Consider the following 12,933-nt stretch of genomic DNA (forward strand, 5'->3'; position numbering starts at 1 on the left):
TACCTATCTTACCAGGATACTTTTAAATCTTCCGATATTTTTCAGGGCTATTCCGGTACCTCTTACGACAGCACGAAGCGGGTCTTCGGCAATATATACGGGCAAATCCGTTTTCTGGGAGAGCCTTTTGTCCAGTCCTCTCAGCATAGAACCGCCTCCGGCCAGATATATTCCGGTATTATATATGTCCGCAGCAAGTTCGGGCGGGGTCTGCGATAATGTTTCCATTACGGCATCTTCAATACGAAGAATGGACTTGTCCAGCGCCTTGGCAATTTCCCGGTAAGAAACCTGTACCTGTTTTGGCTTTCCGGTCAGAAGGTCCCGTCCCTGCACGCTCATTTCTTCCGGCGGGGTTTCCAGGTCTTCGGTAGCGGAGCCAATTTGTATCTTGATGTTCTCTGCAGTTGCTTCACCTACATATAGGTTGTGCTGTGTACGCATGTAGTATACAATGTCATTGGTAAATACGTCCCCCGCTATTTTTACGGATTTATCACAGACAATACCACCGAGAGCTATTACTGCAATTTCGGTAGTACCCCCTCCTATATCCACGATCATATTCCCCTTGGGTTCCATAATGTCAATACCGATACCTATAGCGGCAGCCATAGGTTCGTGGATGAGGAAGACTTCTTTGCCGTTTACCCTTTCCGCAGATTCTTTTACCGCCCGCATTTCCACTTCGGTTATACCCGAGGGAATGCAGATAACCATGCGTAAGGCCGGTTGAAATAATTTGCGCTTCAATGCCGGAATGTTCTTAATGAACATGTTTATCATTTTTTCCGAAGCATCGAAGTCGGCAATGACGCCGTCTTTCAGCGGGCGTATGGTTTTGATATTTTCATGGGTTTTTCCCTGCATCAGGTTGGCCTCCTGACCTACAGCTATAATTTTTCCCGATATCCGGTCTCTGGCAACTATAGAGGGGCTGTCCACAACAACTTTGTCATTATGGATAATCAGCGTATTTGCCGTACCGAGGTCCATTGCGATTTCCTCTGTTAAAAAGTCAAAAAATCCCATGTATTCGAATTAATTAGTCAGTTCGTTCGTTTTAAAGCGGTTATTACCAAGCAGACACCATTCAAATGTAACAATACTTTGGCACATTTTGTCCCCTTAGACCTTATAAAGTATTCTGCGGGACCGGAATTGCCCGGAATGCATTCCGGGCAATCTTCGCTTTATAACGAATAACAGGGTGTAATTAGTGTTTAAAATGTCGTGTTCCTGTAAATACCATAGCTATTTCGTGCTCATTGCAATAGTCTATGCTCAGCTGGTCTTTTATAGATCCTCCCGGTTGTATCACAGCTTTTATACCGGCTTTGTCCGCTATTTCCACACAATCGGGAAACGGGAAAAAAGCATCACTGGCCATAACAGCTCCGTGGAGGTCAAATTCAAAAGATCCGGCTTTTTCAATGGCCTGCCTGAGGGCATCTACCCTGCTGGTCTGACCTGTGCCACTGGCACAAAGCTGGCGGTTCTTGGCCAGGACAATGGTGTTGGATTTGGTGTGTTTACATATTTTCGAAGCAAAGAGCAAATCTTCTAACTCTTTATCCGTGGGTTTATTGTTTGTCTGGTAAGTTAAATCTTCAAGCGTATCCGTTTTGGCATTTTTTTCCTGTACCAGGAGTCCGTTCAGGCAGGTTCTGACCTGCTTTTTCGCCAGTTCGGCATCTTTTTGGACGAGAATGATACGATTTTTTTTCTGTTTGAGTATCTCCAGGGCTTCTTCGGAATATGAGGGCGCTATAACCACCTCGCAGAAGAGGCTGCTGATTTCACTGGCAGTCTCCGTGTCTATTTCGGTATTGGCAATAAGAATACCGCCAAAGGCGGAAACAGGGTCTCCTGCAAGAGCATCTCGATAAGCTTCCTTTAATGTATTTCGGGTAGCCACACCACAGGCATTATTGTGTTTTAAAATAGCAAAAGTGGGGGCGTCTCCCTGAAACTCATCCATAAGGTTAACGGCGGCATCCACGTCCAGGAGGTTGTTATATGACAGTTCCTTGCCGTGGAGCTTGTCGAACATGGCATCCAGATCACCGAAGAAATAACCTTTCTGATGCGGGTTCTCTCCGTAACGGAGTTCCTGTCCTTTTGTTTCGCTGGCCTTGAAAACCAATTCTTCTTCATTAAAATAATTAAATATGGCCGTATCGTAGTGCGAAGAAACGTTAAATGCTTTTGCTGCAAAACGTTTACGATCTGCCAATGTGGTATTGCCGTTATCTTCGGAAATGACATTTAAAAAGTCGCCGTAGTCTTCCATAGATGCAACACAGAGCACATCCTTGAAATTTTTTGCGGCAGCCCGTATCAGGGAAATACCGCCTATGTCTATTTTTTCGATAATGTCCTGTTCAGAGGCACCGTTGGCTACGGTCTTTTCGAACGGGTAGAGGTCTACAATAACAATATCTATCTGGGGGATTTCGTAAGATGTCAGCTCTGTCTGGTCCGTTTCATTGTCCTGTCGGTTGAGTATACCGCCAAATACTTTAGGATGTAGTGTTTTAACCCTGCCTCCCAGAATAGAAGGGTAGCCGGTTACATCTTCTACGGGAACAACATTTACACCAAGGTCGCGGATAAATTTTTCCGTACCCCCGGTGGAATAAATGGTAATGCCGAGATCATTTAGTTTTTGAATAATGGGCTCCAGACCTTCTTTACTGAAAACAGAAATTAAAGCGGATGTAGCTTTTTTTGTGGTACTCATACTGCTGTGTTGTTAACTCTTGATGTATTTCGAAAAAATGATAGCCGGAATGTTCCGAATTTTTTATGGAATCCCTCTTTTATACCCGGGGTATGCCCGGTAAAAACCATAAAATAAGCAAAAAACATCCCGACCGGATGCCGGATTAAAACAAAACGGCTTAATTTGACTGCAAAAGTAGTTTTTTTGTGGCAATGATTTGATCGTCACAGGGAAAAATGTTTGAAAAGTACCGGGGAAAATGAATTTATGTAATGGTGGAGCCTGTGATTTATTCTCCTGCCTTTGGAGATAACAGGGCAGGACAGGTTTTGCCGTTCTCCGTTTCAGGCCCGAAACCCAATAGTTTAGTGCAGCATCTTAATGAAGCGAAAAAATCGCTCATTTTATCCGGACGGGGTTGCCGGTCTGTTACAGGGTACCGGGAGCAGTATCCGTTAATATAAGAACTGGTAATATAGTGTGTTACCTTATGCGGCAGGTATGTATGCCAAAACTTTTTTAATCTCCTCGCAAATACGACAGGGATCAATGTTGTTTTGCCATAATACTGATGCCGTTTGCCATGTCTTCCGCAGCTGCCTCAGCGGCTATTTGCAAAGTTCCTTCACTGACAGCGTTGGTGAAAAAGGGAAGAACCAATCCTACGATACTTACGCCGGCCATACCACCATGAGTCATGATATTGGTACGATTAGTGCTGGCACCGGACTGGTATTGCGAAAGCGCATTTTGCCTGTTTTGCATGCTCTGACTTTGCCGAAGGTTTTCCCTGGCGCTTTGATAGTTACTTCCCCGGTTCATTCCACGCCCGTTGCCGCTGTTATTGGTGAAGATACTTCGTACCTCATTTCCGTATTTTCCGCTCCGGGCATTGTCAAACACTTTCGCTGCTGCGGGATTATTATTTCTGGAAAATCCATTTTCCTTTCCTATTTGAATGGCCCGGTCTATTTCGGCAATCTGGGCGTTTAATCCTGCTATCATTCTTTCAGATCCCCTGACTCCCAGCAGGTTTCTTCGTTGTTCCGCCAGGTGTGTGCGGATTTTTTGAATACGGTCATAGGGAGTTTTCAGGTTCCAGCCGGGGGCTGTACCTTGGTCGTTCAGAGGAGTAAATTCTGTCAGTAATTCCTGTGCGGGCCCGGGTAAGGGTGCAGCGGGAGTTATAATATCTGCAAGACCGGGGCTTCCTCCTGTCATGTCATCGTAGTACGGGTTGGTATCATCTTCATATCCCTCGCGTATCATTAATGTCTGTATATCAGTTGCGGGCTGGTATATGGCAGCGGAAAACAGGGATCCCCACATCAGGGATTTTCCTATCCCTATAACACCCGAAGTGCCTCCTGTAAATCCTATGGTCATACCGCCGATGAAGGAGCCTACTCCGATCATGGTAATCTCCTTTTTGTTTTGGGAACTTATTTGTTCTGCAGCAGAAGCGGCCGCGGACTCACTGATGAACGGAAGAAGGAACCCTCCTTCCTTGCATTGTATCATGGATTGCTTGGTCACGGCGGCATGACCGTCGAAAGTAACGGAAGGATGCGGGTTTATCCAGGACGATTCCTGGTAGCCGATCATCTCACTGCAGGTGGGCTTGGGCTTGAACATCTGGAAAAGGCCGTAAGCGAGGCAGCCCAGGGCAATGGCGCCTCCGATGATCCATCCTGCTACAGGTACGGTAGCCACAGTGGCGGCAACAGCCAACCCGGCTACAACACCGGCGCCGAACGCCGCAGTACCCACACCACTGCTCCAGCCTGTTTTGCAGGAGAACTGCCCGTCCAGTTTTTTATCGACTTCGGTGAGCAAAGGTTTGCCCTTAGACTTGAAAAGTACGGTAAATTGCCCTCTTGCATCCGGATTGGTCAATAATTTTCCATAACCGCTTGCCGTATTGTGAGTGCATATGGTAAATACCTTTTCCGGTAAGTAGCTGCTCATGATAAATTTGGAGTTTACAGGATATTTGTCTCTTGGATCTGTTGAAAAGGATAGCTAAATCCTCAGTCACTCCAAATTTAGGTGACTAATGTTAAGTGAAATTTAGGGATGCGATAAGGAATTGTTGTGTAAATGTTAATTCGGAAAATATAACTACGTATATTTTTCTTAGCCGAAAGACTGTTAATGCTGTTGTGCCACGATGCTTATGCCATTGGAAATATCGGACATAGCTGCATCTGCTGCCAGAGATAATGTAGTCTCACTAAATCCGGTCGCGGCAAAGGGAATGACAAGTGAGGCGATATTGGCCCCTTTTAAGGCTTTATTGACACTTATAGTTTTGTTTTGTTGCCGGATATCCCGGTTGTGCTCTTGGATGGCCTGATTGTGCTGTTGGATGTTCTGGTTTTTGGAGTCAATGACTTTATTATAATTAGATTCCCGATTCATTCCCCTGCCATTGTTTGCGCTATTGGTAAAGGCTTGTTGTGCCTGGGGGCCATAATGGCCGTTCCTTGCCTTTTCAAACACTTTTGCAGCGTAGGGATTCTTGCCTTTGGCAAAAGAGCCTGTTTTATTTGCTTCAGCAATGGCTCTGTCTATCTCGGCAATATTGGCAGTAAGTCTGCTTATTTGCTGTTCGGCTCCCCGTATTCCCTGCAGACTGCTCCTTTGTCTTTCTAATTCGGCCCTTATGTCACGGAAATTCTCATAAACGGATACGGGGTTGTAAAAATCGTCCATGCTGTCAAAAGTAGACCCGTTTTCGTCCCCTGTGGGCAACCCCTGTACATTGAGAAGGCCCAACTCTCCCTGTTTAGACTCAACCATGGTTTCGTAGTAAGGATTTGAATCGTCATTATAGGCATCTCTTAATGCCCCTTTTTCCATTTTTTCCAAAGGTTGAAACAAAAGGTATGATCCTGCCACCCCCAATGCGGCCCCTGATAATGCCGTAGTGAAACCGGCAGTACCCAAAGTGAATCCCGCACCAAAACCACCAATGAAAGAGACCACTCCGATCAATCCGATCTCTGTCTTGTTCATATTGCCTATGGTCGAAGCAGCGGAAGCAGCGGCGGATTCACTGATAAAAGGCAATAAAAAACCTCCTTCTTTGCATTGCAGCATGGATTGTTTGGTAAGGGCGGGATGGTCATCAAAAGTCACAGATGGGTGTGGGTTTAACCAAAAGGATTGGTCGTAGCTTATCATTTCGCTGCAGGTGGGCTTGGGCTTGAACATTTGAAAGAGGCCTATCCCGATACATAAAAGGGCAATGGCGCCCCCAACGATCCATCCTGCTACTGGCACAGTGGCCACGGCGGCTGCTACTGCCAACCCGGCGCCAACGCCGACGCCGAAAGCAATAGTGCCCACACCGCTGCTCCAGCCTGTTTTGCAGGAGAACTGCCCGTCTAATTTTTTGTCCGCAAGGGTCAGGAGCGGGCGATCCTGTGATTTAAAGGAAACCGTGATCACTCCTCTGATATCAGGGTTGACCAATAATTTTCCGTACCCGTTAGCGGCATTGTGTGTACATACCGCAAAGACTTTTTCCGGCAAATAGCTACTCATCGTAATTCGGGTTTTTGTATTCTATATATTTTGTTCCCTGCCAGTTATGTGTCCATATAGAGAAGGGAACAGCGCCTTCTACAAACCTCAATTTCTTCTGGCAATGGAGGCAAAACGCATCCCACTGTTCCTTACTCTCCCTATTGACAGCAGATGTCAGGGTTATCTTGTGGTCCCTGAAAATGAGCTCTGCCTGAATATCGCCCTTTTTATTTGAAGGATGAAGGGTCCGGATAGACTTAAGGTCATTTGTAGGCTTTGTATATCCACCGTTATCGTTGTATGTGATCTTTATGATATTGGGGTCAATGGAGATTTGGATGCTCTTTTTCAGGTATTTTTTATGTATCAGTTTAACCCCGGCATAAAATACGGCTATTACAAGGAAGAGGCTATACGGGAATTGCAATATGCGTAATTCATCTCCGAGAATAACCTTAATACCAATGAATGATATGGCGATCAGGAGCCCGCACAATATATACCATTTTCCCACCTGGAGGGTCATTACTTTCTTGAGGATAAAGCTCCGGGTACGGTTGCTGGCCGTATTATTTACCTTGTCAGTGCCTATAGCTGTTGTATTCATGACGGACCGGGATTAAAGCTTACGAAGTGTAAATTGACAAAAACTCTCTACATTATCTTTTATGGATTCTACCCAGATCAGCTTAGCATCGGTCACCAGCCTGGTCACAGTATCGATCTCATAGGTCTGCCTGAATTCCAGTTTGTATTCCGTAAAGCTGTATTTGATTTGCGGTTTGTAATACTGATCGTATTTTTTGATAATATCTTCCAGTAACTCATCATTGGGCTTTGCAGAGCCTACTTTTCGCAGTTTCGTGATATCACTTTCTTCTTTTAAAATATCGCACCGGAAATCCATCGGGACGATGACTTCCGGCAATAAAATGGACCGGAACAAAAAATCTTCCTGTTGAACGGAGGTGTTGTCGTTGGATGTGAGTTGCCAGTCAAAAAGAATGGAGTAGAATAATTCCCTGCGATATTCTTCTTCCGAATCATAGGAGAGAGAAAACTGCCGGTCCCCCGACTTGATGATTTCCTCCAGGGCTTTTTCATTGTTGTCCCTCATACTTTCAATAAATTCGGTCTGGAATTCCCTGGAATTTTTAAAGGCCCTCCATTTTTCTGCCTGCTCTTCCTTGTTGAGGATACGGACGATCTTGCCGTTCTGGCCATAACTAAAGGAAACATCCTGGCGGATGGATTCCGTTTTAGTGATAAAGTCAAAAACCTTGTTCAATACGGGAGGGTTCATATTATAATAATGGTCCTCCAGCTTTACTTTGGCTGTCTTTTGGGCAGGGGAGACCTGAACGTAATATTGAAATTTCTGCTGGGAATTGCTGGTGAGATTACCGTCTATTTTGGTGGTGTTAACCTGTTCGCAGCGGTATTTTGCCAAAATATCCCGGGTGGGCGGTGTCACTTCCGGCCTTTCTTTTTCTGCTACCGGTTTCGGGTATTCTTTATCACCGGGATAGAAACTGTACTTGTCTGTCATGGTATTCTTATAGAGGTTTAATAATAATACATAAAGCAGGATTAAACTTGTGTGGCAATGATATTGCCGCCGCTTTGGGTATCTGCGGTTAAGGCTTCGGCCATAGTAATTCTGGCTTCTTCCGAGAAATATTTAGCGGCAAAGGGAGCAAAATACATAACCCCTGTAACACCACTACGTCCCATATCTTTGAGGTTGTTTGTCATATTTTGACGGTTTGCCGTGTTCATCTGGTTTCGCATGGTAGGATTTATCCGGCGGTTATTAAAATTGGTAATGGCCTGCCGGAGTTGGGGGTGTTTCCCTTCTTTTAATTCCGCCAATAGCTGTTTAGCTTCCGGATCTCTTAGTAATCGTTGCCGGCTCAACCCTTCTATATGGCTCAACCTGTTTTGCATCCGGGCATCCAGACCGGCCAATTGCCCACTTTTTATAGCTTGCTGCAATTCTATTGGGTCCAGAATGTTACTTAGATCACTGGGGTCATCCGGAATGCTGAAGGCATCCGTAAAAGTTCCGGACTCAACTTCGTTCATCCGGTCATATGCTTCATTTTCCGGAAGGGAATGGCTCCTGGTATAGTCGCTTTGAAGCCAGGTGGCACCTTGCATGAAAGCAATACCAAATACAAATCCGCCGGCCATTTTGGCACCACCCAGAAACTTCAGCCCCAGGGTAGAGGCACCGGCAACCCCGGAAACACCAAAAGGTAAAAACAGCCCGGTGACGAAAGAGGCAGCGGCATTGACGCCTATTTCCTTTTTGTTATTCGAAGCAATGGCCTCTGCCGCCTGTTGGGCAACTGCCGGATCGATAATAGGAGAGAGGATGCCTCCTTCGTTGCAGCTCAATATGGAAATTTGTGTAATGGCCGGATGCCCGTCCAGTTTTACACTGTGGTGTGTAAAATTCCATTGCCCCGCTTCCAGTCCGGGGGAACATTTGTGTTTTATTTGTGTAGCGTGGTAAGTTCCCGCAGCCGCGAAGCCGGCAGCTGCCACACCGGCAACTACCCAGCCTACCGGCCCGGATGCGATAAGGGCCGCACCAACTACAATCCCCGCAGCTATGGCAAAAAACGAAGCCATGGCATTTGCCGCATTTTTACAGGCAAACTGTTCATTGATGTTGAGGTCCTTTTCGGTGAGAAGAGGGGTGTCTTCCGATTTTTTTATGACGGAAACCTTGCCCCGGGTTATTATGAGTTCTTTGGGAGAAGAGTCCGTCTGAAGTGTGCAAACCACTTTTGTGTTTTCGGGGATGTAAGGGACACTCATTTTTATGTTTTTATAGTGATGTTATGATATATATGGGGAAGGAGATGCAAAAGACCAGCACAACAAAAAACAATATAACGGGCAGCATATATAATATTCGTATTCCGGTATCTCCAGGTTCCTTCTGTTCTTTACAGCGCGATTTCAAAAATTGTTTTACAATATCGTATTCATTCCGGAAGTTTTCCGGTTTTTGATAGTATTCTCCGATTTTTATTTGCTCTCTTCCCTTTTTTTTGTTTACTATGTCTTTGAATAGCTTAGGGACAATAAAAAATACACGTTTTTTTCCTTCCCGTGTAGCCCTTATGGCATATCCGAACCTTTTTTTATATCCGGATATAATGTTGTAATGGTCTATAGCCTTCGGGTCGAGCAACAGTCGTTTTACCTTGTCGTTTGTTGCCATATCATGGATGATAGCGGGGTTTTCGGTAATTACTAATTCATAAAAAAACAAATGTGGGTACCTGGCAGCAAAGGCGTAACTGACAAAAAATGCGAGAAATGTCCAGAAAAGCAGGACAAAAGGAATAAAAATATTGGTGTGTTCTACACTCCAATTGGCCAATAAAACACACAGGAGTGTGATCAAAGCAACGAATAAGAGCCCTTTTATCCTGTTCGCATGTAGTGTAATAGCTGTATTGGCGTCCCGGTCCGATATCATAGAGGTATTTGTTTAAGGTCGAATTGGGAGATCAATTCATAGTTGTTTTTAACGCTTTCGATCAGAATGGCGCGTGCCGAGGTGATGATCCCGGTTTTTCGGTCGATTTTTCTTCTTATGCGATATTCGTAATCGTATTCTGTAAAATTGTATTTTATGACAGGTTTATAAATTGCATCATATTGGCGTATCATTTCGTTCCGGTTGATCTTTTCTCTGTTCAGTTCCCCCACACTGCGGTATATCAATGCATCTTCTTCTTCCAGTGCTTTGGTATGTACTATGGGTACTTCGAGGCTGATATCATGGAATATCTGGGATAGAAAAAACAATGAGTCATTGGTGTTGGAGGGCCTGTAGTCTTTAAAAAGGACGTGATAAAACAAGTTTTTATCATATGATTTAAGCAATGAAGATTCTTTGGCAAATTCCTTGTCCCCGGCATTCAGAATATCCGCAGCGGCTTTTTCATTGACGTTTTTGATGTCCTGGTAAAAAAAGGTATGGATGAAATCTTCACGGAATGCTTTCCACCGTTGCTGTAATTCCCTGAAATTATTTATGGCGGTAAGGGTACCCATATCACTTATCTGAAAAGAAACATCTTCTTTGGCATATTCCAGGGGTTTCATTTCTTCCAGGGGTAGTTCAAAATCCTTTGGATCGGCCTGGAAAACATAGTCCTGCAGTTTACAGTATGCAGCACTTTCACGTTGTACATAATCGACAATATATTCTTTCCGGATGTCCGAATTAAATGTGGGGACTCCTCCTATTTTGGTGACGTTGACCTGTTTGCAACGATATCTCACGGGAAGATGCCCTTCCGGATATCCGTTGCCGGGTTCTTTCTCCTCAATAGGATCGGAAAATTCCTGATCTCCCGGATAGAAGCTATATTTGTCTGCCATAGCTGATTTGTCCGGTTAATTAATATCTACTTCGGTTCCTTTGATGATGACATTGCCCCCGTCAGGCTGAACGGTTACGTCACCCGTGGGGTCTATAGTAACCGCCGATCCGTCTATTTTTGTCTTCGTTTCTCCCGTAATGGTGTTGGTCTTGCTTTTTATGGTAATGTCATCTACTCCTGTGGCCTCAATGGTCTTGCTGTCTATGGTGATCATGTCTTCCGTGATCTCGATCTTGCTACTGCCAACCTTTAGTTTCACATTGGTATTTCCTTCTATGGTAATGTTCCCGGAACAATCCATAGTCACTTTAGAGCTGCCGCCCCCTACATTGAGCGTGATGTTGGAATTGGCATCTACATAGAGGTTTCCGGCGCCGTCGTAAAGGGAGGATGCCCCTCCGTTATCCGAGAAAAACATAGACCCGCTGTTGTCATCCATAATGATCTTATTGCCGTTGCGGCTTTGGATGGCCTTCAGATTATTACTCGGATCGGCATAACCGCTATTGGCATTTCCGTGTTGTACACACCCGGTTACATAAGGCATTTCCGCATTCCCGCTTTGGAAATCGACCATAACCGTTTCCCCGATCTCCGGAATGAAATGAAACCCTTTGCCCGAACCTCCGTTTGGTGTGGACAGGGGAATCCAGTCGGTGGTCTGTGCATTTTCTTTCTGCCAGGCCATTTGTACTTTGATGCGTCCGAGTCCCCGGGGATCGTTATTGTCCATAACCGTGGCAGGCTGGCTTTCGCACCTGGGGTAATTGCCCGGATCGGAATAGGGGGAAATGTTTACCACTGCGGGAACGCCTTTAAACGAATTCTCGTAGTCTCCGGTATCCGTACAGTGGTGTGTAGTGGCTATTATCCTGAACGAGCCCGTAACATTCCCGTTTTCGTCCAGTACCTTTACCAGTGCGCCCGGGCGTAATGCCGGGTTTTCGCTTCTGCCGTAAATAAACAGCATGTTGGCCACCTTTTTCCGGAAATTCAATTGCGCATAATGGTCCATGTCCGTCTGGCCATTCCCTTCGTTTACCAGAAAATTGTGTTGCACGATGGTCTCTTTGTCAAATACCTTCGCTGACGATTTTATCAGTTCTCCGGTAATACCGTTTACAGAGTTTTCCAGCGACCGGGTGGAGCTGTAATGTGAAGCACCTTCGGAAAGGTCGTTGCCGTGGTATTTGAAGCGCGTGGGCTGAAGGGTCATTTCCAGGTCAAATTCCACCAGGTTATAGCCGTAGTACAACTCGATCTCTTCCTGAGTGTCTTCCCGCCCTATAATAAGCTGCACACCGTTGTAGTAAAACCATTCTCCCTGCCGGGAGCACATGCGTTTTAAGAAATCGTAATCGCTTTCGTTGTATTGTGCGATATAGGGATAGTTCTGGTTTTGGGAAGGCTTTGTACTTATTTTGAGCATATCGCTGTCATAGAGCCTTGTCGTATTGTGTGCAATATGAATAAAGTCTTTTTTCAGATAAGAGAAAGATTCGGGGCCATTGTCCATGAGAATGGTGGGGCTGTATGCTATAAATTGGATGCGTTTTCCATCGTGTTCATCCGAATTTTTTGATTTTACCCTGGTCACTACCCCTTTGAAATAACCGGTGCTGGTAGAGAACATACCGTCAGTGGCCTGCATGGTAACCAGTATTTTTTCCCCGATCAGTTTCTGGTAGTTTCCATACAATTCCGGATTCTGAAGATAAATCTCATCTTCCCGGCATTCTATGGTAAGTTCGTGGTGGTCGTCGATATTCTGTGTAAGTTCCATACGAAGAAAACTGGTCATTCGCAGTTCTCCTATTTTTATACTGAGATCGGTTTGTAATGCCATGATAGTCTGATTTTAAGTTGTGTATTGTTTTTAATCAGTCCCGAACAATGTTCCAGGTGTATTTCCGCCGGGGCATTATTTCCTTCACCGGAGTGTATGTCACCGGAGAAGGAAGTCCCGGGGTTTCCGGGATACCAGGTATGATGTCGCAGATTTCTGACAGGGGCGGAAAGTCCATAGCACATTCAGAGGTTATATTGTTTTTTCTGTTTTCTTTACGGGGAGGGAAAAAAAAGTTGTTTTTATGTCAGATAGGTATGTCTGGATAACAGGTCAGGGCATATTTACCGGGCGTACTTTATTTTGCCGGTAAAGAACAGGCATATCGAAGATGTTGCGATAAAGGTCGTGCCGGATATCAGGGGGATACCCTGTTGTACCGGCCGGGGCGGAAGTTTTTGTTAAAAGTCTCATGTTGCGTA

Annotated in this window: 10 protein-coding genes; all 10 read right to left on the reverse strand. The window is 45.2% G+C overall.

Annotation, left to right across the window (positions count from 1 at the left end):
• Nucleotides 1–3: 3 nt before the first annotated feature.
• The 10 genes from ED312_RS11890 to ED312_RS11935 all read right to left on the reverse strand — a co-directional run bounded on the left by ED312_RS11890 (nt 4) and on the right by ED312_RS11935 (nt 12,511).
• A complete protein-coding gene (locus tag ED312_RS11890; protein ID WP_123216237.1) occupies nt 4–1,032 on the reverse strand; it encodes a rod shape-determining protein in 1,029 nt (342 codons plus the stop codon).
• 184 nt (nt 1,033–1,216) lie between these two features.
• On the reverse strand, nt 1,217–2,743 hold the full coding sequence (purH, locus tag ED312_RS11895) for a bifunctional phosphoribosylaminoimidazolecarboxamide formyltransferase/IMP cyclohydrolase (RefSeq protein ID WP_123216238.1): 1,527 nt from the start codon (nt 2,741–2,743) through the stop codon (nt 1,217–1,219).
• Between the two features lie 528 nt (nt 2,744–3,271).
• A complete protein-coding gene (locus ED312_RS11900) occupies nt 3,272–4,693 on the reverse strand; it encodes a hypothetical protein (RefSeq protein ID WP_123216239.1) in 1,422 nt (473 codons plus the stop codon).
• Between the two features lie 183 nt (nt 4,694–4,876).
• On the reverse strand, nt 4,877–6,274 hold the full coding sequence (locus ED312_RS11905) for a hypothetical protein (protein ID WP_123216240.1): 1,398 nt from the start codon (nt 6,272–6,274) through the stop codon (nt 4,877–4,879).
• Nucleotides 6,267–6,863, reverse strand: coding sequence for a hypothetical protein (locus ED312_RS11910; protein WP_123216241.1), 597 nt, complete (start codon nt 6,861–6,863; stop codon nt 6,267–6,269). Before ED312_RS11910 ends, ED312_RS11905 begins: the two co-directional genes overlap by 8 nt.
• A gap of 12 nt (nt 6,864–6,875) precedes the next feature.
• On the reverse strand, nt 6,876–7,805 hold the full coding sequence (locus ED312_RS11915; protein WP_123216242.1) for a hypothetical protein: 930 nt from the start codon (nt 7,803–7,805) through the stop codon (nt 6,876–6,878).
• A 41-nt stretch (nt 7,806–7,846) separates the two neighbouring features.
• On the reverse strand, nt 7,847–9,082 hold the full coding sequence (locus ED312_RS11920; protein ID WP_123216243.1) for a PAAR-like protein: 1,236 nt from the start codon (nt 9,080–9,082) through the stop codon (nt 7,847–7,849).
• Nucleotides 9,083–9,092: 10 nt separating this feature from the next.
• A complete protein-coding gene (locus ED312_RS11925) occupies nt 9,093–9,752 on the reverse strand; it encodes a hypothetical protein (RefSeq protein ID WP_123216244.1) in 660 nt (219 codons plus the stop codon).
• Nucleotides 9,749–10,663 carry a hypothetical protein gene (locus ED312_RS11930; RefSeq protein ID WP_123216245.1) on the reverse strand — a complete coding sequence of 305 codons (915 nt, stop codon included), beginning with the start codon at nt 10,661–10,663 and terminating at the stop codon, nt 9,749–9,751. The genes ED312_RS11925 and ED312_RS11930 overlap by 4 nt, the downstream gene beginning before the upstream one ends.
• Before the next feature lie 15 nt (nt 10,664–10,678).
• Nucleotides 10,679–12,511 carry a type VI secretion system Vgr family protein gene (locus ED312_RS11935; RefSeq protein ID WP_123216246.1) on the reverse strand — a complete coding sequence of 611 codons (1,833 nt, stop codon included), beginning with the start codon at nt 12,509–12,511 and terminating at the stop codon, nt 10,679–10,681.
• Nucleotides 12,512–12,933: the final 422 nt, after the last annotated feature.

It is taken from the genome of Sinomicrobium pectinilyticum (assembly GCF_003725735.1).
Lineage (GTDB): Bacteria > Bacteroidota > Bacteroidia > Flavobacteriales > Flavobacteriaceae > Sinomicrobium > Sinomicrobium pectinilyticum.

Excerpts from the sequence above, each read along its gene's own strand:
- ED312_RS11925 (WP_123216244.1), bottom strand. The coding sequence starts at position 9,752 with ATGATATCGGACCGGGACGCCAATACAGCTATTACACTACATGCGAAC.
- ED312_RS11930 (WP_123216245.1), bottom strand. The coding sequence starts at position 10,663 with ATGGCAGACAAATATAGCTTCTATCCGGGAGATCAGGAATTTTCCGAT.
- ED312_RS11935 (WP_123216246.1), bottom strand. The coding sequence starts at position 12,511 with ATGGCATTACAAACCGATCTCAGTATAAAAATAGGAGAACTGCGAATG.
- ED312_RS11910 (WP_123216241.1), bottom strand. The coding sequence starts at position 6,863 with ATGAATACAACAGCTATAGGCACTGACAAGGTAAATAATACGGCCAGC.
- ED312_RS11915 (WP_123216242.1), bottom strand. The coding sequence starts at position 7,805 with ATGACAGACAAGTACAGTTTCTATCCCGGTGATAAAGAATACCCGAAA.
- ED312_RS11890 (WP_123216237.1), bottom strand. The coding sequence starts at position 1,032 with ATGGGATTTTTTGACTTTTTAACAGAGGAAATCGCAATGGACCTCGGT.
- ED312_RS11900 (WP_123216239.1), bottom strand. The coding sequence starts at position 4,693 with ATGAGCAGCTACTTACCGGAAAAGGTATTTACCATATGCACTCACAAT.
- ED312_RS11905 (WP_123216240.1), bottom strand. The coding sequence starts at position 6,274 with ATGAGTAGCTATTTGCCGGAAAAAGTCTTTGCGGTATGTACACACAAT.
- ED312_RS11920 (WP_123216243.1), bottom strand. The coding sequence starts at position 9,082 with ATGAGTGTCCCTTACATCCCCGAAAACACAAAAGTGGTTTGCACACTT.
- purH (WP_123216238.1), bottom strand. The coding sequence starts at position 2,743 with ATGAGTACCACAAAAAAAGCTACATCCGCTTTAATTTCTGTTTTCAGT.